Raw genomic sequence first — 20,840 nt, forward strand, 5'->3', positions numbered from 1 at the left:
CCTGGTTTTAATCCCGCGCAGAGTACAACGTATCGCAAGATTTAATGACTGAAGTCATAAAAAATGACGCTATCCCGGAGAGTAGGTTTGGAGAGGTTTTAGAGTAACCCAAAAAGTTATATATTCCAGCCCGTTAAATCCAAATACACCTTCTGAGTTCAGAGGCTTACTCATGTCATGGCAATACTTCAAACAGACTTACCTGGTTAAGTTCTGGTCACCTGTTCCGGCCGTCATCGCGGCAGGCATTCTCTCTACTTATTATTTCGGCATTACCGGCACCTTCTGGGCCGTCACCGGTGAATTCACCCGCTGGGGTGGGCAACTGCTGCAGCTCGCAGGCGTACATACCGAAGAGTGGGGATACTTCAAACTTATTCACCTGGACGGCACCCCGCTTACCCGCATCGACGGAATGATGATTATCGGCATGTTCGGCGGCTGTTTCGCTGCGGCGCTGTGGGCAAACAACGTTAAGCTGCGCATGCCCAAAAGCCGCGTTCGCATCATGCAGGCGGTAGTCGGGGGTTTGATTGCCGGGTTTGGCGCCCGCCTGGCGATGGGCTGTAATTTGGCCGCGTTCTTTACGGGGATTCCGCAGTTCTCCCTTCATGCCTGGTTTTTTGCCGTGGCCACGGCGATTGGCTCTTACTTCGGAGCAAAATTCACCCTTCTGCCGCTGTTCCGCATTCCGGTGAAAATGACAAAAGTCAGCGCGGCGTCCCCGCTAACCCAAAAACCGGAGCAGGCAAAGCGCCGTTTCCGCCTGGGTATGCTGGTCTTTTTTGCTGTGATCGCATGGGCCATTTGCACGGCGATGAATCAGCCGAAGCTTGGCCTGGCGATGTTGTTCGGCGTCGGCTTTGGCCTGCTGATCGAACGCGCGCAGATCTGCTTTACCTCTGCGTTTCGCGATATGTGGATCACCGGAAGGACGATGATGGCGAAGGCAATCATTGCCGGCATGGCGGTGAGCGCTATCGGCATTTTCAGCTATGTTCAGCTCGGTGTTGAACCGAAGATCATGTGGGCTGGCCCGAACGCGGTGATTGGCGGTCTGCTGTTTGGCTTCGGGATTGTGCTGGCGGGCGGGTGTGAAACCGGCTGGATGTACCGCGCGGTTGAAGGACAGGTGCACTACTGGTGGGTCGGGCTTGGGAATGTCCTTGGATCCACACTCCTCGCATACTTCTGGGACGACGTGTCCCCGGTGCTTGCCACAAACTGGGACAAGGTTAACCTGCTGAGCGCTTTCGGCCCTCTCGGCGGCCTGCTGGTGACTTATGCCCTGCTGCTGGTCGCTTTTTTACTGGTTGTCGCGCAGGAGAAACGCTTCTTCCGCCGTGCCGTCGTCAAAACTGAAACGCAGGAGAACGCTGCATGAAAGAGATCGTCCCCGACTATCGTCTGGATATGGTCGGTGAACCCTGCCCGTATCCGGCGGTTGCCACGCTTGAGGCACTGCCGCAGCTGGAAAAAGGTGAAATTCTGGAGGTGGTGAGCGATTGTCCGCAATCCATCAACAACATTCCGCTGGATGCAAAAAACCACGGTTATACGGTGCTGGATATCCAGCAGGACGGGCCAACCATTCGCTATTTGATTCAGAAGTAATAGACGAAATGCGCCCCTCGGGGGCGCATTAAACATACAGAATTAGAAACGATAACCCGCAGAGAACATGAACACCCACGGATCCAGACGCGTATTGATGCTTTGCTGCTCGCCGCCCGCCTTGAAGCGTACGTCCGTATCAATATCCATATACCAGACCGAGGCGTTGATCAGCCAGTCGCGGTTAATCAGATAGTCCAGACCAACCTGCCCAGCCATACCCCACGAGTCTTTCAGGCTGAGATCGGAGAGTCCTGCTTCTTTGCCGGTATCGTTGAATTTCTCATCGAAGAAGGTGGTGTAGTTCACACCCGCGCCAATATATGGACGCACCTTGCTGCTGGCATCGCCAAAGTACCATTGCGCCATCAGCGTTGGCGGTAAATGGTGAACCGTGGCGATATCACCGGTCGCACCAAGACCGACACGGTGACGGAAAGGCGTTGCCGCCAAAAGCTCAACCCCAACGTTATCCGTCGCCATCCAGGTGAATGTTAAACCTAACTGGGTGTTGTTACTGACGTTAAAACCGCCCATCCCCAGCACGTTATCCGATCCTTCAGTTGGGCGAACCGTAGCCGAACCGGCACGAATAAAGAATTCGCCTGCTTCATGCGCATACGCGCCGCCAGAGAGACTGCTTAATACAAGGGCTGCCACCGCTAATTTTTTCATATCCGCTCCATCGTTGTGGTTTTAATCGCGGATGAGAATATACTCACAAAAGAGTAATAAGTGATCTGCCACAGATCACATTAAAACCAGTAAGTTAACATTCATTGATCTGGGTTAATTTTTTGTGGCGATTTGAAAAGCAATAAGTTGTTTCTATGTCAATTTTTGGCATTTCACAGTTACAAAATTTTCTGTTTTCTCCCTCTTGCTCTTCCTCTGTCGGCTGGATAATTTATCGCTCTCACAAGTTGATTTGATGCGTTCTTTTTTTGCAGGTGTGCCATGAGTGAAGTTAACCCGTGCATGACGTGCGGAGCCTGTTGTGCGTATTTTCGAGTCTCTTTCTACTGGGCTGAAGCCAGCGATGGCGGCGGTACCGTTCCGGTTCATCTTACTGAGCCGTTAACCCCCTTTCTGCGCTGCATGAGCGGCACCAATCAAAAGCAGGCCCGCTGTGTCGCGCTGCAGGGTGAGCCCGGGGTTTCGACCCGGTGCGCAATCTATGAGGATCGCCCCAGCCCATGCCGGGAATTTGCCATGTCGGGGAAAGATGGGCAGGTCAACGAAGCCTGTAATCGCGCCCGCGCGCGCTTTGGATTACCGCCGCTTTACAAAGATATGCTTTTCCATACAAGCCTTGATGCTGCCACAGCCGGTTCATCCGGTGTACAATTGCCGGCTAATTAACACCTGCAATACGCAAGGAGAGTGCATGTCTATCACGGCGAAGTCTGTCTACCGTGACACGGGAAATTTTTTCCGCAATCAGTTCATTACCTTTTTACTGATCGCGTTGCTTTGCGCCTTTATCACTGTGGTGCTGGGTCATGCGTTCTCACCGAGTGAAGAACAGATTGCCAGCCTGAGCCAGGGCGACCATCTTGCAGGAAGCGTGGGGCTATTTGAACTGGTGCAAAACATGACGCCAGAGCAGCAACAAATTCTGCTCCGGGCGTCTGCCGCATCCACGTTTTCTGGCCTGATTGGTAACGCCATTCTGGCGGGCGGCGTTTTGCTGATGATCCAACTGGTGTCGGCGGGCCACCGGGTCAGCGCCTTGCGGGCGATTGGTGCCAGCGCGCCGGTCTTACCTAAGCTGTTTATCCTGATCTTTTTAACCACCATGCTGGTGCAGATGGGAATTATGCTGGTTGTGGTGCCGGGCGTGTTACTGGCTATTGTGCTCGCTTTTGCCCCAGTAATGGTCGTGCAGGATAAAATGGGAATTTTTACCGCGATGCGCAGCAGCATCCGACTCGCATGGGCTAATATGCGTCTGGTGGCTCCTGCAGTCATTGCCTGGCTGCTGGCAAAAACGCTCCTGCTCCTGTTTGCTCCGAATTTTGCGGTATTAACCCCGAACGTCGGCGCGGTGGTCGCGAATACACTGAGCAACCTGATTTCAGCGGTGCTGCTTGTCTATCTGTTCCGCCTGTATATGTTAATTCGTCAGTAACCCTGATGCCGGGTGCATGCCAGGGCCCGGCTCAACAAAGAAGATGGAATCACAGAATGAAGCAGTTTCTTGATTTTTTACCGCTGGTGGTCTTTTTCGCGTTTTACAAACTGTATGACATTTATGCTGCCACCACAGCGCTGATTATTGCGACAGCGGTCGTGCTGATCTACAGCTGGGTGCGCTACCGTAAAGTTGAAAAAATGGCGCTGGTAACGTTCGTCCTGGTCGCCGTATTCGGTGGGCTAACCCTCTTCTTCCACAATGATGAATTTATCAAGTGGAAAGTGACGGTGATCTACGCGCTGTTTGCGGGTGCGCTGCTCATCAGCCAGTGGGTGATGAAAAAGCCGCTGATCCAGCGCATGCTCGGCAAAGAGCTGACGCTGCCTCAGGAGGTCTGGTCGCGCCTGAATATCGCCTGGGCGGTGTTCTTTATCCTTTGCGGTCTTGCCAATATCTATATCGCTTTCTGGCTGCCACAGAATATCTGGGTCAACTTTAAGGTCTTCGGCCTGACGGCCCTGACGCTGATATTCACCCTGCTAAGCGGCATTTATATCTATCGCCACATGCCGCAGGACGACAAGCACTGATTGCTGACTGACCAGAACGTGTTCGACAGGCGTTCTGGTCTATTCTCTCCGCTGTGAAATCATAGTAGCATCCCGCCTGAAGTCTTCCGTTATGAGTTAAAACAATGACAACAAATAACGCCCCTCAGGGCGAACTGGTTTTACGCACACTGGCAATGCCCGCTGACACCAATGCCAATGGCGATATTTTTGGCGGCTGGCTGATGTCGCAGATGGATATGGGCGGCGCAATTCTGGCAAAAGAGATTGCTCACGGACGCGTGGTGACCGTGCGGGTGGATGGAATGACCTTCCTGCGTCCGGTTGCGGTAGGTGATGTGGTTTGCTGTTACGCCCGCTGCGTAAAGCGCGGCAATACATCCATCTCCATCAATATTGAAGTCTGGGTGAAGAAAGTCTCTTCTGAACCGATTGGACAGCGCTATAAAGCAACTGAAGCGCTGTTTATTTATGTCGCTGTCGATAGCGACGGTAAACCTCGTCAGCTTCCGCCAGCCTGAGTGGCAGGCAAAGAAAAGCCTCCTTTCGGAGGCTTTTCTTATTCCATCTGCGCCCCGCCATTCAGGCGGAAAACAATGTTCACGATCAGTCCGCTTCCCGGTTTACCGGGTTCGTAGCGCCATCTGCGCATCGCCGACTTCACTTCACGCTCAAACATATTTGAAGGTTGCGCAGACAAGATTTCCACGTTATCCACGCGGCCATCCGCAGTGACGTCAAATTTCACCCGTACGCGACCTTCAATACGCAAGGCCTGAGCTCGCGCCGGATACTGAGGCTGATTACGGCTCAACGCACGTGGGCCCGCTGGTGCGGCAACCGTCGGCTTCGCCGCCGGTGCGCTGTTATTCATGACCGGACGCGAAGGCGCTGCATTCTCGACCGGCTGGGACGCGCGCGGTTCAACCGGGCGTTCTTCACGTTTCGGACGCTCCTCGACCTTCTTCACCGGCTTTGGTTTCGGCTTAGGTTTTGGCTTCGGTTCAGGTTTGTGGATCACCACCGGTGCCTCCTTCGGTGGCTCCGGTACAGGCTCGGGTTCCGGTTCAGGCTCAGCAACCGGCTGTGGCGGTGGTGGCGCAACCTGCGGCGGTTCGAGATCCGCTGGCGAGACCATGGTTACCGAGATCGGCTGGGCGGGTGCGGGCATTTCAATAACCTGATGAACCGAGGTGTAGAGCAAACCCGCCACGACGGCACCGTGAATCACCACGGACAACAGCGTCGGCCAGGGAAAGCGGCGAGGTAAATCAAGGGTCATCGAAGTCATAATCATCAACGTTAAAAAACCGGACCCTGATTTTAAATGCAAATAGCAATCATATTCAATAAGACACTTTGTTCTGGCGCAATTTAAGCGCAGGAGTGGTCAAAAAAAGGGCATCCAGATCGGGGTATTAACGTTGTTTTTATCTTTACATTGCAGTCAATTGCCCTTTCACATAACGTAACTGACACTTTATAACGCTTAAGGAGCTTCACCGTGCTTTACGTGATTTACTCTGAAGATGTCGCTGATTCCCTCGAAAAACGTCTCTCTGTTCGCCCTGCCCATCTGGCTCGCCTGCAGCTGCTCCAGGACGAAGGCCGTTTGCTGACCGCGGGTCCAATGCCTGCTGTTGACAGCAATGACCCGGGAGCCGCCGGTTTTTCTGGCTCCACGGTTATTGCTGAGTTTGAGTCTCTTGAAGCGGCGCAGGCCTGGGCTGACGCAGACCCATACGTTGCGGCGGGTGTGTATGCAAAAGTGACGGTGCGACCGTATAAGAAAGTGTTCTGAGGTAAAAAGGCTCCCGCAGGAGCCTTTCTTCACATCAATGCAGTGACGCTAACCGCGCCGCAAACCCGACAAACAGCAGCCCTATCAGCCCGTTCCCCAGCTTTGCCAGTTTCTTTTTGGTTTTCAGATAACGCGTAACAAACGCCCCAGAGAAAATCAGGAAGCTCATGTACATAAAGCTAATCAGCTCAAGCGTGGTAGCGAGGATCAGGAAAGAGGTCCCGGTATTTTGCGCATTCACGTCGATAAACTGCACAAAGAACGAAACGTAGAACAGAATCGCTTTTGGATTCGTCAGGCTCAGGACGAGGGAGCGTTTCATGATCGTGCTGGCAGGCTCGGTTCCACTCTCTTGAGCGTTATTCTGACGTGTGATCACCGACCAGAGCATTTTTCCGCCCAACCACAGCAGATAGAAAGCCCCGAGATAGCGCACGATATTAAAGAGTACGGGGGTCGTCTGGATCAATGCCGCAACACCCGCCCAGGCCAGGAACATCAATACCGCATCACCGATAAACACGCCGGTCGCGGCAAGATACCCTTTTTTCACACCGTGACCGATCCCCGTTTTCAGCACAAACAGGGTGTTTGGCCCGGGAACCAGCACGATAAAAAATGCGCCAACAACATACGTCCAGAAATTCAGTACACCAAACTCCGCAAACACCTCTCCCTCCTTTTGCTAAAAATAACCGGAATATCGCCGCAATAACGATAGTCGCAAAATAAGACACAATATAATCAGCGGGCACCTTGCGGTGCCCTCATGGGTTTCAGATATCCTGGACTGCGAACAGCAACGCATTGCGGTGCCGGGTCAATCCACATTTTCTGATGGCGTGGATACGCATATTGCGGCGGGATTGTGCTTCCAGCCAACGAGCCTTGCGACGACTCACCTGTCGCAACATACGCCAGCGCCCTACTTCTGTTCTACTGCGCTTCATGTCTACAACTCTTTCTCAAACAGAGCCGCCATTATAAACCCAACCCGACAGCAAACCAGCGCTTTTACCTGGCGTTTTTATTTGCCAGATGAATCCTGATGCGTACACTCATAACAATACGCTTTCAAAAGGATTTTTTTATCTATGACAACCTTCTACACCGTGGTGAGTTGGCTGGTCATTCTGGGATACTGGCTGTTAATCGCGGGTGTGACGTTACGCATCCTGATGAAGCGCAGAGCCGTACCCTCTGCCATGGCCTGGCTTCTGATCATTTATATCCTCCCACTGGTGGGAATTATTGCCTATCTCTCTTTCGGTGAGCTTCATCTGGGTAAACGCCGTGCCGAGCGGGCGCGCGCAATGTGGCCTTCCACCGCGAAGTGGCTTAACGATCTCAAAGCCTGTAAGCATATCTTTGCCGAGGAGAACAGCAGCGTCGCCTCCTCGCTGTTTAAGCTCTGCGAGCGCCGCCAGGGGATTGGCGGCGTTAAGGGCAATCAGCTCCAGCTTCTGACGTCGTCCGATGATGTCATGCAGGCGTTAATCCGCGATATTCAGCTGGCTCGCCATAATATTGAGATGGTGTTTTATATCTGGCAGCCCGGCGGCATGGCTGACCAGGTCGCTGAATCCTTGATGGCGGCCGCACGCAGGGGGATCCACTGCCGTCTGATGCTGGACTCCGCGGGCAGCGTGGCATTTTTCCGTAGCCCCTGGGCGGGCATGATGCGTAACGCCGGTATCGAGGTGGTTGAGGCACTGAAGGTGAATCTCCTGCGCGTGTTTCTGCGCCGGATGGACCTTCGCCAGCACCGTAAAATGGTCATGATCGATAACTATATTGCCTACACCGGCAGTATGAACATGGTTGACCCGCGCTTCTTTAAACAGGACTCCGGCGTCGGGCAATGGGTGGATCTGATGGCGCGAATGGAGGGGCCGATTGCCACCTCGATGGGCATCGTTTACTCCTGCGACTGGGAGATAGAGACCGGCAAGCGTATCCTGCCGCCACCGCCGGATGGCAATATTATGCCGTTTGAAGAGGCCAGCGGTCATACAATTCATACTATCGCCTCCGGACCAGGCTTCCCGGAGGACTTGATTCACCAGGCGCTGCTGACGGCAACCTACTCCGCGCGTGAATATCTGATCATGACGACGCCCTACTTTGTCCCCAGCGATGATCTGCTGCACGCGATTTGTACCGCAGCGCAGCGCGGCGTCGATGTCAGTATCATTCTGCCACGCAAAAATGACTCTCTTCTGGTGGGCTGGGCCAGCCGTGCCTTCTTTAGCGAACTGCTTGCCGCCGGGGTGAAAATTTACCAGTTTGAAGGCGGTCTCCTGCACACCAAGAGCGTGCTGGTCGACGGCGAATTAAGCCTGGTGGGCACGGTTAACCTTGATATGCGCAGCCTGTGGCTAAACTTTGAAATCACCCTGGTGATTGATGACGCCGGCTTTGGCGGTGACCTGGCGGCGGTTCAGGATGACTATATCTCCCGCTCGCGGCTGCTGGATGCCAGGCTGTGGGTAAAACGTCCGTTATGGCAGCGAATAGCTGAACGACTGTTTTACTTCTTTAGTCCGTTGCTGTAAAACGTGCCCAACGATGTTAAACAGGTAGTCATCATGGAAATGGATCTGAACAATCGCCTGACCGAAGACGAAACGCTCGAGCAGGCCTATGACATTTTTCTCGAACTGGCGGTTGATAACCTCGATCCCGCAGACGTGATCCTCTTTAATCTGCAGTTCGAAGAGCGCGGCGGTGCCGAATTGTTCGACCCTTCAGAGGACTGGGCCGAACATGTAGATTTCGACCTGAACCCTGACTTCTTTGCCGAAGTGGTTATTGGGCTGGCTGATGAAGACGGCGGTGAAATTAACGACATTTTTGCGCGCGTCCTGCTGTGTCGTGAGAAAGACCACAAGCTGTGCCACATACTCTGGCGCGAATAATAAAAAAGGCTGCGATAGCAGCCTTTTTTATTTAATCCGGTAACGCGCTTCCGCAGCGGTTGCAAAACCGCGCGCTGTGTTCATGATCGACCTGGTGGCAGTTCGGACATTTGCGCCGCTGTTTATGGTTCTGAAACGCGCTGCTCATGTGCGTGGTAATAAGCCCCGTCGGAATGGCAATTACCGAATACCCAATCAGAATCAGCACGGATGCCACAATCCGCCCCAGCGGCGTATGGGGCGTGATATCGCCATACCCCACGGTCGTAACGGTCACTATCGCCCAGTAGACGGACGCGTTGAGCGTCGTGAAGCCATATTTCGGCCCTTCAATCAAATACATCAGCGCGCCAAAAACAATCATCACGATGGCAATAAACGAATAGAACAGAATAAGCTGATGGCGTGCGCTGACGATCGCGCTCCAGAATAAGCGCAGCGACGGCATAAAGCGCAGTAACTTCAGAATACGCAAGACCCGAATAACGCGCATCGCTCGCCAGGCGAAAACATAGTTGAGGCTGATCTCCGGCCACAGCCACATCACATAGAGCGGCAGGATCGTCGCTAAATCAATAAAGCCCCAGAAGCTAAAGACGTACTTTGCCGGGTTGGGCCAGCAAACAACACGCAGAATATACTCAGCGGTAAAGACCAGGGTAATAATAAGTTCCAGCCAGACAAACGCATGCCATTCCTCAAATGTCAGGTGATATTGCGTCCCCACACCCGATTCAATAAAGATGACCACTACGCTCAATAGCGCAAACAGCGCACACAGACCTTCAAAACGGCGTCCCGATACCGTTTCAGGATCGAATAAAAGATGATAGAGCCGCCGACGGGCTGAAGTGAATAAACGCGACACGGTAACCTCGCAAAAAAATAAGGGCTGACATCATGTCAGCCCTTGCGATTATAGCGGGTCTACTTTCAGGCAGGAAACCGCATGTCGGAAACTGCCCTCCAGCACCGGTCGCGTTTTCGCGCATTCCGGCCCGGCCATCGGGCATCGCGTGCGGAACACGCAGCCCGACGGCGGATTGATTGGCGACGGCAATTCCCCTTCCAGAAGCTGAATCGTTTTATTCTTTTCCAGATCCGGATCGGGGATCGGCACCGCCGACATCAGCGCTTTGGTATAAGGGTGCAGCGGGTTATGGTACACCTCGTCATAGGTTCCCAGTTCCACGGCATGGCCCAGATACATCACCAGCACGCGGTCGGAGATGTGTTTTACCACCGCCAGGTCGTGCGCAATGAAGATCAGCGACAGCCCCATTTCGCGCTGCAATTTCTGAAGCAGGTTAACCACCTGCGCCTGAATCGACACGTCCAGCGCGGAGACCGGTTCATCACAAATAATCAGTTTCGGCTCAAGGATAAGCGCACGCGCAATGCCAATACGCTGACACTGGCCGCCTGAAAATTCATGCGGGTAACGGTTAATGAGGTTAGGCAACAGCCCGACTTTCAGCATCATCGCCTTCACGCGGTCGCGGACTTCCTGACGCGGCATCTTTGGATGATAGGTGCGCAGCGGTTCGGCGATAATCTCACCGATGGTCATACGCGGGTTTAATGACGCCAGCGGATCCTGGAAAATCATCTGGATATCGCTGCGCACGTCGCGCCACTCGTCAGGCTTCATGCCCAGCAGATCTTTACCCAGCCAGGCCACTTTGCCGCCGGTGGCTTTCACCAGACCGATAATTGCACGCGCAAAGGTGGATTTACCGCAGCCGGATTCGCCCACCACGCCCAGGGTTTCCCCCTCATACAGACGCAAGGTGACGCCATCTACCGCTTTCAGGGTCTTCGGCGGCTGCCAGAACCACTGCTTGCCATCTTTGATGTCGAAATGCACCTTGAGGTCGGCGATTTCGAGCAGCACGTTGCGTTTTTCATCTACTGCGTTCATACCAGCTCCTCCTGCGGCTTAAAGCAGGCGCGCAGACGGCCTGGGGCAAATTCTTCCAGCGGCGGCGCGCTGTTACAGATTTCCATCGCGTGCGGGCAGCGCGGCTGGAACGGACAACCTTTCGGCAGCCGCAGCAGGTTTGGCGGGTTGCCCGGAATGGTGAGCAGGGATTCCCCTTCCGCATCAAGACGCGGCACCGCGTTCAGCAGGCCAATCGAGTACGGATGGGCTGGCTGATAGAACACGTCGCGCGCTTTGCCGTATTCCATGGTGCGCCCGGCGTACATCACCAGCACTTTGTCACAGATACCGGCAACCACGCCCAGATCGTGGGTGATCATGATAATCGCCGTGTTGAACTCACGCTTAAGCTCGTTCAGCAGGGTCATGATTTGCGCCTGCACGGTGACGTCCAGCGCGGTAGTCGGTTCATCGGCAATCAGCAGTTTTGGCCGGCACAGCAGCGCCATGGCAATCATCACGCGCTGACGCATACCGCCAGAGAACTCGTGCGGGAACATGCGCATGCGCTTGCGCGCTTCCGGCATTTTTACCGCATCCAGCATTTTAACGGATTCCTCAAAAGCTTCCGCTTTGCCCAGACCTTTGTGCAGCATCAGGACTTCCATCAGCTGCTCACCGACGCGCATATACGGGTTCAGGGAGGTCATCGGATCCTGGAAAATCATTGAGATCTGTTCGGCGCGAAGCTTGTTCAGCTCGAGCTCCGGCAGGTTAAGAATTTCGCGACCGTTGAATTTCGCCGAACCGCCAATCACGCCGTTAGCGGCCAGCAGGCCCATTAACGCAAATGCCGTCTGGGATTTTCCGGAGCCGGATTCACCCACGATCCCCAGCGTTTCCCCTTTGCTCAGGTTAAAGTTGAGATCGTTGACCGCAGTAACATCGCCGTCCGGGGTTTTAAAGGTCACGCGGAGGTCTTTAACATCCAGCAGAAGATTGCTCTGCTGCTGCGCCTGTGGCGCGGTGGCCGTTTCAATAATTGTCATGACGGCGCTCCTTAACGGTCTTTCGGGTCGAGGGCATCACGCAGGCCATCGCCGATAAAGTTAAAACAAAACAGGGTAACGACCAGGAAACCCGCCGGATAAAGCAGCAGCCACGGTGAAACTTCCATCGAGTTTGCGCCGTCGCTCAGCAGCGCGCCCCAGCTGCTCAGTGGCTCCTGCGTGCCCAGCCCCAGGAAGCTGAGGAAGGATTCAAACAGAATCATGCTTGGCACCAGCAGTGAGGCATAGACCACCACCACGCCCAGCACGTTAGGCACGATATGGCGAACCACGATATTACTGGTTGATACCCCCCCGACCTGCGCCGCTTCGATAAACTCTTTGCGTTTGAGGCTCAGCGTCTGGCCGCGCACGATACGCGCCATATCCAGCCAGGAAACCATCCCGATGGCCACGAAGATCAACAGGATGTTCTGGCCGAAGAAGGTCACCAGCAAAATCACGAAGAACATAAACGGGAAGGAGTTCAGGATTTCCAGTAGACGCATCATCACCGAGTCTACTTTGCCGCCAAGGTAGCCGGAAAGCGCGCCGTAAAGCGTCCCCACGATCACCGCCACCAGCGCGGCGGCGATACCGACCATCAGAGAAATACGGCCACCAATCGCCACGCGCACCAGCAAATCACGGCCGGATGAATCGGTACCGAAATAGTGGCCGGACTCCATATCAGGCGCGCTGGACATCATGCCCCAGTCCGTATCGAAATAGGTAAATTGCGACAGCATCGGCGCCAGGGTGACAAACAGCGCGATGATCACCAGCACAACCAGGCTGGCGACCGCCGCACGGTTATGCATAAAGCGACGGCGCGCGTCCTGCCAGAGGCTACGACCTTCTACTTCCAGTTTTTCACTGAAGTTTTCCAGCGCCTCGCTGTTTTTCTTACTCAACATCATGGCGTGCTCCAGCGTTAGTAACGAATTTTCGGGTCGATAACGGCATAAAGCACATCGACAACGGCGTTAAAGAGAATGGTCAGTGCGCCCACGAGGATCGTGAGGCTCAGAACGAGCGAGTAGTCACGGTTAAGCGCCCCGTTTACGAACAGTTGACCAATACCCGGCAGGCCGTAAATTGTTTCGATAACCATTGAACCCGTAATGATCCCGACGAATGCCGGTCCCATATAGGAGAGCACAGGCAGCAGCGCCGGCTTGAGCGCGTGGCGGAAGATGATCCGGCGCATCGGCAGCCCTTTCGCGCGCGCGGTGCGGATGAAGTTTGAGTGCAGCACTTCGATCATTGAACCACGGGTAATACGCGCGATACTGGCGATGTACGCCAGCGATAATGCCACCATCGGCAAAATCATGAACTTCAATGCCCCGCCGTTCCAGCCGCCCCCGGGCAGCCATTTCAGCGTGATGGCAAATATCATCACCAGCAATGGCGCGACAACGAAGCTGGGTATGACTACCCCGGTCATTGCCACCCCCATTACGGCATAATCCCATTTGGTATTTTGTCTGAGCGCGGCGATAACGCCTGCGGTGACCCCGAGAACGACGGCCAGAATGAATGCTGCAGCACCCAGTTTTGCCGAGACCGGGAAGCTGGAGGCCACCAGATCGTTAACGGAATAGTCTTTATATTTAAATGACGGTCCAAAATCACCGTGCGCCAGCTGCTTCAGATAGTTGAAGTATTGGGTGGTGATGGGATCGTTTAAGTGATACTTCGCCTCGATGTTGGCCATGACTTCTGGCGGCAACGTACGTTCACCGGTAAATGGACTTCCCGGCGCGAGACGCATCATAAAGAAGGAAATCGTAATTAGAATAAATAACGTTGGTATCGCTTCTAAACAGCGACGCAGGATAAATTTCAACATTGCCCGTACCTTCTGGCGTGTGCCTGATGAATGTTACAAAGTAGACACAGTGGGGCAAGCCAGGCTCGCCCCACGTATTGCCATTAATGCTTGATAATATAAAGATTCTTAACGGAAATATTATCCAACGGGTCTTTACCGGTATAACCCCCTACCCATGGTTTCACCAGACGGGCGTTAACGTAGTAGTAAACCGGTACAATTGCAGAGTCTTTATCGAGCTGTTCTTCTGATTTCGCGTACAGCTCTGCGCGCTGCGCATCGTCAGACACTTTCAGGGTTTCAGCGATGATCTTGTCAAACGCCGGGCTCTTATAGTGCGCCGTGTTGTTTGAACTGTCGCTGAGCATAGTGTTCAGGAATGATGTCGGTTCGTTATAGTCCGCACACCAGCCCGCACGCGCCACGTCGAAGGTCCCCTGATGACGCGTATCAAGGAAGGTTTTCCACTCCTGGTTTTCCAGCTTAACGTTCACGCCCAGGTTTTTCTTCCAGATAGACGCGACGGCAATCGCCAGTTTTTTATGCAGATCTGAGGTGTTATACAGCAGGTTGAACGTCAGCGGCTTGTCTGCGGTGTATCCTGCTTCAGCCAGCAGTTTTTTCGCTTCTTCGTTACGTTTTTCCTGCGACCATTTGAACCACTCAGGCTCAACCAGTTTCATCCCATCTGTATACGGAGGCGTGTAGCTGTACGCCGGCAGATCGCCCTGGTTTTTCACTTTGTTCACGATGATATCGCGATCCAGTGCCAGCTTCAGCGCAGTACGAACGCGCACGTCGGTGAACGGTGCTTTCTGGTTGTTGATTTCGTAATAATAGGTGCACAGATATGGATCGACGTGAACTTCTTTCGGGATCTCTTTCTTCAGCTTCTGGAACAGTTCAATCGGCATGTTGTTATAGGTCATGTCGATTTCACCGCTGCGGTAGCGGTTAACGTCGGTCACTTCGGAAGAGATTGGCAGGTAGGTGACCTGATTAATCACGGTCTTCGCGTTATCCCAGTACTGCGGGTTACGCTCCAGCACCATACGTTCGTTGACCACCCAGTCTTTCAGCTTATAGGCGCCGTTGGTCACGATATTGGCAGGCTGCGTCCATTTTTCACCAAATTTTTCCACGGCGGATTTTGGTACCGGCGAGACGGATGGGTGAACCAGCAGCTTATAGAAGTACGGAACTGGTTCGCTCAACGTCACTTCAAAGGTATTAGCATCGATCGCCTTCACGCCCAGGTCGGTGACCGGCTTTTTACCGGCGATAATGTCATCGATATTGGCGATGTGGCCATACTGCAGATAGCTCGCATACGGAGAGGCGGTATTTGGATTCGCCAGGCGCTGCCAGCTATATACGAAATCTTCGGCGGTAACCGGTGTACCGTCGGACCATTTGGCATCTTTACGCAGATGGAAGGTCCAGACTTTGAAATCTTTATTTTCCCACTTTTCTGCCACACCCGGTGCCGGGTGGCCGTCTACGTCAGTCACCAGCAGACCTTCGAACAGGTCGCGGTTAACGTTTGACTCAGGAACGCCTTCAATTTTATGCGGATCGAGAGACTGAACTTCCGCACCGTTGTTACGCACCAGCGTCTGTTTTTCCGCCAGTTGAACACCTGCAGGAACGTCCGCAGCCATTGCAGCGTTTCCCGCGATTAGCGCAGTTAAAATCCCCGCCGCTACCAGATTTTTTTTTGTGATGATGGACATTGTGTTGGTACTCCACTCATTATAATTACTGGCTTTCGCCAGCTGTCTAATCCCCTGTTGGGGCCTGTACAGCGCAGGAGTTTTTTTTTGCTGCTGTCAGGTTCTTTTTTTACTGCTTGCTATCACCGACTTTTTTATTACTGACCGCTCGTATGGCCGTCTTGCGTCGATTCTTGCCAGGCCTCCCCTGTTTGAGACCTGTGCTGGATATCTGAGAAGAGGATTATATGAAAATAATTCTCATCTACTTGTTTTAGGCTGCAAAATAGTAGGCCGGAAAGTATCAAATGGCGTAAACACGCGCCAATACATTTTGCAAATTTGTTAAGCAATTCTCTTTTACGGCCCAGGCCGTATCGTCCTGCCCAGCCCTTCCATACGTTGAGCACCCTAAAAAATACTTAAAATTCAAACCAATATGGAAGATTTTCCCTTCTGGCGCGTCGCTGCATTATCATCGCGTAGTTTTGTACGAAAATTTAACAATTGATTATTATTTAGCACATTCATCTAACGAAATGTTGAAATTACTAATATCATTTCGGTTATCCCGCAGCAAGCCCAAGACTATCGTGTGAGTAAAATAACAGTGCGTTCGAAGATTTTCTGTGCAGGCAGGCTTGAGATGAATTCATAACCCTATGAAATATATGAGATGAACATTATTAGTAGAATTTATTATGACAGGTAAGCTTTTCAACTTTATTTATATGATTTGCTGATATTGATACAAAAAAAACGGCGCCGAAGCGCCGTTCTTTCGTATGAAATATCAATGTAACAAGCCGGGGAAAATGCTTTTAATACCCGTGACAATGAATTCGATCCCGAGTGCCATTAACAGCAGCCCCATGATACGCGTAATAACGTTGATGCCGGTCTGCCCCAGCAGGCGTACCAGCAACGGCGCCATGCGGAAGACGCCCCAGCAACAGAGCGCGAAAACGGCAATCGCGACAGAAAAACCAATTAAATGCATGAGGCTATGGTAACGCGTGCCCCAAACAATGGTTGAACTGATGGCACCCGGCCCGGCCATGAGGGGCAATGCCAACGGAACCACGCCGATACTTTCGCGGATGGCGGTTTCTGACTTTTCCTGCTTGTTCTGCTTATCCTCACCCAGCTTACCGCTGATCATGGACATGGCAATGGTCACCACCAGGATCCCACCCGCAATGCGGAAGGAGTCAATCGAGATGCCAAAGAGCTGGAGAATGGCATCACCCAGGAAAAGCGAGGTGAGCAAAATGATTGCCACAGACAGGTTAGCGGTAAGATTGGTTTTGTTCCGGGCCGCCGCCGTCTGGTAACTGGTCATACTAATGAAGACAGGAATGATCCCCACCGGGTTGACCAGGGCAAACAGACCAATAAAAAATTTGAAATACGTTGGAAAATCAAAGAGCGTTTGGATCACGTTTTGCTCCGCTTTTGCACATGCCCGGGACAGTTACATTGTTAGGAAAAATCGCGCTGAAGATACGCTTTTTATTAGCATACTTCACCAGAAATCTGTGCCAAAACGTTAGCATTTCAGAATGTTAAACATATGTTGAGACAATGATAGCGTCACTTCCAATAGTTACTTAATTAATTAACAGTGGAAATATATCCATTAAATAACCCTGCTGAAAGGTATCAGCTTGGTGGAAAATTGACGCAGATCATGATTTCCGTACTCAGAAGTGAGTAATCTTGATTACGCCCCCAGGGAGGTCACCTGACAAAAAGGGATGATGCTAAGGTAAGGCTCTTTTAGTAAATTAGTGTACTGGAGCATAAAGTAACCCTTTGTTTTACTTTATGTAACGCAAGTCGTATTGGCACTGTCTATACTGTCTGACGTATCGAGCGCTGGTTTACTAAAAGAGTTTAAACATTATCAGGAGAGCATTATGGCTGTTACTAATATCGCTGAACTGAACGCCCTCGTCGAGCGCGTAAAAAAAGCCCAGCGTGAATATGCCAATTTCACCCAAGAACAGGTTGATAAAATCTTCCGCGCGGCCGCTCTGGCTGCTGCAGATGCTCGAATCCCTCTCGCTAAAATGGCCGTTGCCGAATCTGGCATGGGTATCGTTGAAGATAAAGTGATCAAAAACCACTTTGCTTCTGAGTATATCTACAACGCCTATAAAGATGAGAAAACCTGTGGCGTTCTGTCTGAAGACGACACCTTCGGGACGATCACCATCGCCGAACCTATCGGCATCATTTGCGGTATTGTTCCAACGACTAACCCTACTTCAACAGCTATCTTCAAATCGCTGATCAGCCTGAAGACCCGTAACGCAATCATCTTCTCTCCACATCCACGTGCGAAAGACGCAACAAATAAAGCAGCAGACATTGTTCTGCAGGCAGCAATTGCTGCGGGCGCACCAAAAGATCTGATTGGCTGGATCGACCAACCTTCTGTTGAACTGTCTAACGCGCTGATGCATCACCCGGACATTAACCTGATTCTGGCGACCGGTGGTCCTGGTATGGTTAAAGCAGCATACAGCTCCGGTAAACCAGCAATCGGTGTAGGCGCAGGTAACACCCCCGTTGTTATCGATGAAACCGCTGACATCAAACGTGCTGTTGCGTCTGTGCTGATGTCTAAAACCTTCGATAACGGCGTTATCTGTGCATCTGAACAGTCTGTAGTTGTTGTTGATTCCGTGTACGACGCAGTACGCGAGCGTTTCGCCAGCCACGGCGGCTACCTGCTGCAGGGCAAAGAGCTGAAAGCAGTTCAGGACATCATTCTCAAAAATGGCGCGCTGAACGCTGCTATCGTAGGTCAGCCAGCCTATAAAATCGCTGAACTCGCAGGCTTTACCGTTCCGGCGACCACCAAGATCCTGATCGGTGAAGTTAAAGTTGTTGACGAAAGCGAGCCGTTTGCTCACGAAAAACTGTCTCCTACGCTTGCTATGTACCGTGCGAAAGATTTCGAAGATGCGGTAGAAAAAGCCGAGAAGCTGGTTGCCATGGGCGGTATCGGTCATACCTCATGTCTGTACACCGACCAGGATAACCAGCCAGAGCGTGTTGCCCACTTCGGTCAGATGATGAAAACTGCCCGTATCCTGATTAACACCCCTGCTTCTCAGGGTGGTATCGGTGACCTGTATAACTTCAAACTCGCACCTTCCCTGACTCTGGGTTGTGGTTCCTGGGGTGGTAACTCCATCTCTGAAAACGTTGGTCCAAAACACCTGATCAACAAGAAAACCGTTGCTAAGCGAGCTGAAAACATGTTGTGGCACAAACTTCCGAAATCTATCTACTTCCGCCGTGGCTCTCTGCCAATCGCGCTGGATGAAGTGATTACTGATGGCCACAAACGTGCGCTCATCGTGACTGACCGTTTCCTGTTCAACAACGGCTACGCTGACCAGATCACCTCTGTGCTGAAAGCGGCTGGCGTCGAAACTGAAGTGTTCTTCGAAGTTGAAGCTGACCCAACACTGAGCGTTGTACGCAAAGGTGCTGAACTGGCGAACTCCTTCAAACCAGATGTGATTATCGCACTGGGTGGTGGCTCCCCAATGGACGCCGCGAAAATCATGTGGGTTATGTACGAACATCCGGAAACCCACTTCGAAGAGCTGGCGCTGCGCTTTATGGACATCCGTAAACGTATCTACAAGTTCCCGAAAATGGGCGTGAAAGCGAAAATGATCGCCGTCACCACTACTTCCGGTACCGGCTCAGAAGTGACGCCATTCGCGGTAGTAACAGATGACGCAACAGGTCAGAAATACCCGCTGGCTGACTACGCGCTGACGCCAGATATGGCTATCGTTGATGCCAACCTGGTAATGGAAATGCCGAAGTCTCTGTGTGCGTTCGGTGGTCTGGATGCCGTGACTCACGCGCTGGAAGCCTACGTTTCTGTACTGGCGTCTGAGTTCTCTGACGGTCAGGCTCTGCAGGCTCTGAAACTGCTGAAAGAAAACCTGCCAGCGTCCTACAACGAAGGTTCTAAAAACCCTGTAGCACGTGAACGTGTCCACAGTGCAGCAACCATCGCCGGTATCGCGTTTGCGAACGCCTTCCTGGGTGTTTGCCACTCTATGGCGCACAAGCTGGGTTCACAGTTCCACATTCCTCACGGTCTGGCGAACGCCCTGTTGATCAGCAACGTTATCCGCTATAACGCCAACGACAACCCAACCAAGCAGACTGCGTTCAGCCAGTATGACCGTCCGCAAGCGCGCCGTCGTTATGCTGAAATCGCTGACCACCTTGGTCTGAGCGCACCGGGCGACCGTACTGCTGCGAAGATTGAGAAACTGCTGGCATGGCTGGAAAGCCTGAAAGCTGAACTGGGTATTCCTAAATCTATCCGTGAAGCAGGCGTTCAGGAAGCTGACTTCCTCGCTCACGTAGACAAGCTGTCTGAAGATGCCTTCGATGACCAGTGTACTGGTGCTAACCCGCGCTACCCACTGATCTCCGAGCTGAAACAGATTCTGCTGGATACCTACTACGGTCGTGAGTTCAAAGAAGGTGACGTTGCTGCTGTGAAAACAGAAGCTCCGGTCATTAAAGCTGACAAGAAAGCGAAGAAAAGCGCTTAACTGACAGTCTGATGAAAAAAACCCGCCTGTATGGCGGGTTTTTTTATGTCTGAATAGCGGCGGATATTATTTTCTGTTGTCGTGCTGGATCGCCGTCAGCGAGCCTACGGACAACGCTTCCTTATAATGCTTACGACAGACCGACACATAGCGTTCATTGCCACCAATCACCACCTGCTCACCATCCGCATAAGGTTTTCCAGCCTGGTCGAGACGAAGCACCATGCTGGCCTTGCGTCCGCAGAAACAAATAGTTTTCAGTTCAACCAGCTTATCTGACCAGGCAAGCAAATACTGGCTTCCGGCAAACAGCTCCCCGCGGAAGTCCGTACGCAGCCCGTAGCACAGAACGGGGATATCGAGCTCATCAACCACTTCAGAGAGCGCGTGCACCTGTTCACGTGTCAGGAACTGGCTCTCATCAACCAGCACGCAGTGAATGGGCTCTGACGCATGCGCAGCGCGGATATCCTCCAGCAGGTCAGTTTGCGGGTTAAACAGCCTGGCTGGCGAAGAGAGGCCGATTCTGGAACTCACCTTCCCTGCACCGAAGCGATCGTCGATTTCAGCGGTATAAACAACGGTACGCATTCCTCGTTCCTGGTAATTGTATGAGGATTGCAGCAGTGCGGTGGATTTCCCGGCATTCATTGCCGAATAGTAGAAATAAAGTTGTGCCATTGGCCGTAAAACCCTAATCAATGTGTAATATTACCGATGATT

General features: G+C 52.5%; 22 protein-coding genes. 10 read left to right on the forward strand and 12 right to left on the reverse strand.

Annotated elements, in window-relative coordinates; genetic code table 11:
• Positions 1-172: 172 nt before the first annotated feature.
• Entirely contained in the window at positions 173-1,384 is a 1,212-nt protein-coding gene (gene yedE, locus IM314_RS03020; RefSeq protein ID WP_193358150.1) for a selenium metabolism membrane protein YedE/FdhT, read from the forward strand.
• The gene (gene yedF / locus IM314_RS03025) at positions 1,381-1,614 is read left to right on the forward strand and encodes a sulfurtransferase-like selenium metabolism protein YedF (protein ID WP_045260667.1); all 234 of its coding nucleotides are present in this window, start codon (positions 1,381-1,383) and stop codon (positions 1,612-1,614) included. The genes yedE and yedF overlap by 4 nt, the downstream gene beginning before the upstream one ends.
• A gap of 42 nt (positions 1,615-1,656) precedes the next feature.
• Here the strand turns inward: yedF and ompW are convergent, their stop codons facing one another.
• Positions 1,657-2,289, reverse strand: coding sequence for an outer membrane protein OmpW (gene ompW / locus IM314_RS03030; protein WP_045260668.1), 633 nt, complete (start codon positions 2,287-2,289; stop codon positions 1,657-1,659).
• Positions 2,290-2,571: 282 nt separating this feature from the next.
• On the opposite strand from ompW, the gene IM314_RS03035 reads away from it, so the two are divergent.
• The 4 genes from IM314_RS03035 (at position 2,572) to yciA (ending at position 4,841) form a co-directional block, all read left to right on the forward strand.
• Positions 2,572-2,976 (forward strand): YkgJ family cysteine cluster protein, encoded by a 405-nt coding sequence (locus IM314_RS03035; RefSeq protein WP_193358149.1) that lies wholly within the window; start codon positions 2,572-2,574, stop codon positions 2,974-2,976.
• 25 nt (positions 2,977-3,001) lie between these two features.
• A complete protein-coding gene (locus tag IM314_RS03040; RefSeq protein WP_045630546.1) occupies positions 3,002-3,745 on the forward strand; it encodes a YciC family protein in 744 nt (247 codons plus the stop codon).
• A 56-nt stretch (positions 3,746-3,801) separates the two neighbouring features.
• A complete protein-coding gene (locus IM314_RS03045; RefSeq protein ID WP_028013419.1) occupies positions 3,802-4,341 on the forward strand; it encodes a septation protein A in 540 nt (179 codons plus the stop codon).
• Positions 4,342-4,445: 104 nt separating this feature from the next.
• Positions 4,446-4,841 (forward strand): acyl-CoA thioester hydrolase YciA, encoded by a 396-nt coding sequence (gene yciA, locus IM314_RS03050; RefSeq protein ID WP_041909616.1) that lies wholly within the window; start codon positions 4,446-4,448, stop codon positions 4,839-4,841.
• 38 nt (positions 4,842-4,879) lie between these two features.
• Here the strand turns inward: yciA and tonB are convergent, their stop codons facing one another.
• Entirely contained in the window at positions 4,880-5,602 is a 723-nt protein-coding gene (gene tonB, locus IM314_RS03055) for a TonB system transport protein TonB (protein WP_041912000.1), read from the reverse strand.
• Positions 5,603-5,824: 222 nt separating this feature from the next.
• On the opposite strand from tonB, the gene IM314_RS03060 reads away from it, so the two are divergent.
• Positions 5,825-6,121, forward strand: coding sequence for a YciI family protein (locus IM314_RS03060; RefSeq protein WP_045260670.1), 297 nt, complete (start codon positions 5,825-5,827; stop codon positions 6,119-6,121).
• A 34-nt stretch (positions 6,122-6,155) separates the two neighbouring features.
• Here the strand turns inward: IM314_RS03060 and leuE are convergent, their stop codons facing one another.
• Positions 6,156-6,791, reverse strand: a complete 636-nt coding sequence (gene leuE, locus IM314_RS03065) for a leucine efflux protein LeuE (RefSeq protein WP_028013423.1) — start codon at positions 6,789-6,791, stop codon at positions 6,156-6,158.
• Between the two features lie 106 nt (positions 6,792-6,897).
• A complete protein-coding gene (locus tag IM314_RS03070) occupies positions 6,898-7,071 on the reverse strand; it encodes a YciY family protein (RefSeq protein ID WP_086379783.1) in 174 nt (57 codons plus the stop codon).
• 144 nt (positions 7,072-7,215) lie between these two features.
• On the opposite strand from IM314_RS03070, the gene cls reads away from it, so the two are divergent.
• Both cls and IM314_RS03080 read left to right on the forward strand, forming a co-directional pair.
• On the forward strand, positions 7,216-8,676 hold the full coding sequence (gene cls, locus IM314_RS03075; protein ID WP_028013424.1) for a cardiolipin synthase: 1,461 nt from the start codon (positions 7,216-7,218) through the stop codon (positions 8,674-8,676).
• A 33-nt stretch (positions 8,677-8,709) separates the two neighbouring features.
• Positions 8,710-9,039 carry an HI1450 family dsDNA-mimic protein gene (locus IM314_RS03080; RefSeq protein WP_006810881.1) on the forward strand — a complete coding sequence of 110 codons (330 nt, stop codon included), beginning with the start codon at positions 8,710-8,712 and terminating at the stop codon, positions 9,037-9,039.
• Positions 9,040-9,070: 31 nt separating this feature from the next.
• Here IM314_RS03080 and IM314_RS03085 read toward each other — a convergent pair whose 3' ends face one another.
• The 7 genes from IM314_RS03085 to IM314_RS03115 all read right to left on the reverse strand — a co-directional run bounded on the left by IM314_RS03085 (position 9,071) and on the right by IM314_RS03115 (position 16,960).
• Positions 9,071-9,907 carry an ion transporter gene (locus IM314_RS03085; protein WP_193358148.1) on the reverse strand — a complete coding sequence of 279 codons (837 nt, stop codon included), beginning with the start codon at positions 9,905-9,907 and terminating at the stop codon, positions 9,071-9,073.
• 48 nt (positions 9,908-9,955) lie between these two features.
• Complete coding sequence (gene oppF / locus IM314_RS03090) at positions 9,956-10,960, reverse strand: murein tripeptide/oligopeptide ABC transporter ATP-binding protein OppF (protein WP_041909608.1); 1,005 nt, start codon at positions 10,958-10,960, stop codon at positions 9,956-9,958.
• Positions 10,957-11,970, reverse strand: coding sequence for an ABC transporter ATP-binding protein (locus IM314_RS03095; protein ID WP_028013427.1), 1,014 nt, complete (start codon positions 11,968-11,970; stop codon positions 10,957-10,959). Before IM314_RS03095 ends, oppF begins: the two co-directional genes overlap by 4 nt.
• Before the next feature lie 11 nt (positions 11,971-11,981).
• Positions 11,982-12,890: an oligopeptide ABC transporter permease OppC gene (gene oppC, locus IM314_RS03100; RefSeq protein ID WP_028013428.1), complete on the reverse strand. Its 909-nt coding sequence runs from the start codon at positions 12,888-12,890 to the stop codon at positions 11,982-11,984.
• A gap of 14 nt (positions 12,891-12,904) precedes the next feature.
• Positions 12,905-13,825: an oligopeptide ABC transporter permease OppB gene (gene oppB, locus IM314_RS03105; RefSeq protein ID WP_028013429.1), complete on the reverse strand. Its 921-nt coding sequence runs from the start codon at positions 13,823-13,825 to the stop codon at positions 12,905-12,907.
• Positions 13,826-13,908: 83 nt separating this feature from the next.
• A complete protein-coding gene (oppA, locus tag IM314_RS03110; protein ID WP_028013430.1) occupies positions 13,909-15,540 on the reverse strand; it encodes an oligopeptide ABC transporter substrate-binding protein OppA in 1,632 nt (543 codons plus the stop codon).
• A gap of 772 nt (positions 15,541-16,312) precedes the next feature.
• The gene (locus tag IM314_RS03115; protein WP_041909604.1) at positions 16,313-16,960 is read right to left on the reverse strand and encodes a YchE family NAAT transporter; all 648 of its coding nucleotides are present in this window, start codon (positions 16,958-16,960) and stop codon (positions 16,313-16,315) included.
• Positions 16,961-17,438: 478 nt separating this feature from the next.
• Here IM314_RS03115 and adhE point away from each other — a divergent pair, with 478 nt between their 5' ends.
• Positions 17,439-20,117, forward strand: coding sequence for a bifunctional acetaldehyde-CoA/alcohol dehydrogenase (adhE, locus tag IM314_RS03120; protein WP_028013432.1), 2,679 nt, complete (start codon positions 17,439-17,441; stop codon positions 20,115-20,117).
• Positions 20,118-20,183: 66 nt separating this feature from the next.
• Here the strand turns inward: adhE and tdk are convergent, their stop codons facing one another.
• Positions 20,184-20,798, reverse strand: a complete 615-nt coding sequence (gene tdk / locus IM314_RS03125) for a thymidine kinase (RefSeq protein WP_028013433.1) — start codon at positions 20,796-20,798, stop codon at positions 20,184-20,186.
• Between the last annotated feature and the right edge of the window lie 42 nt (positions 20,799-20,840).

It is taken from the genome of Enterobacter cloacae complex sp. P42RS, assembly GCF_014930595.1.
In the GTDB taxonomy this organism is placed as follows: Bacteria; Pseudomonadota; Gammaproteobacteria; order Enterobacterales; family Enterobacteriaceae; genus Enterobacter; species Enterobacter bugandensis.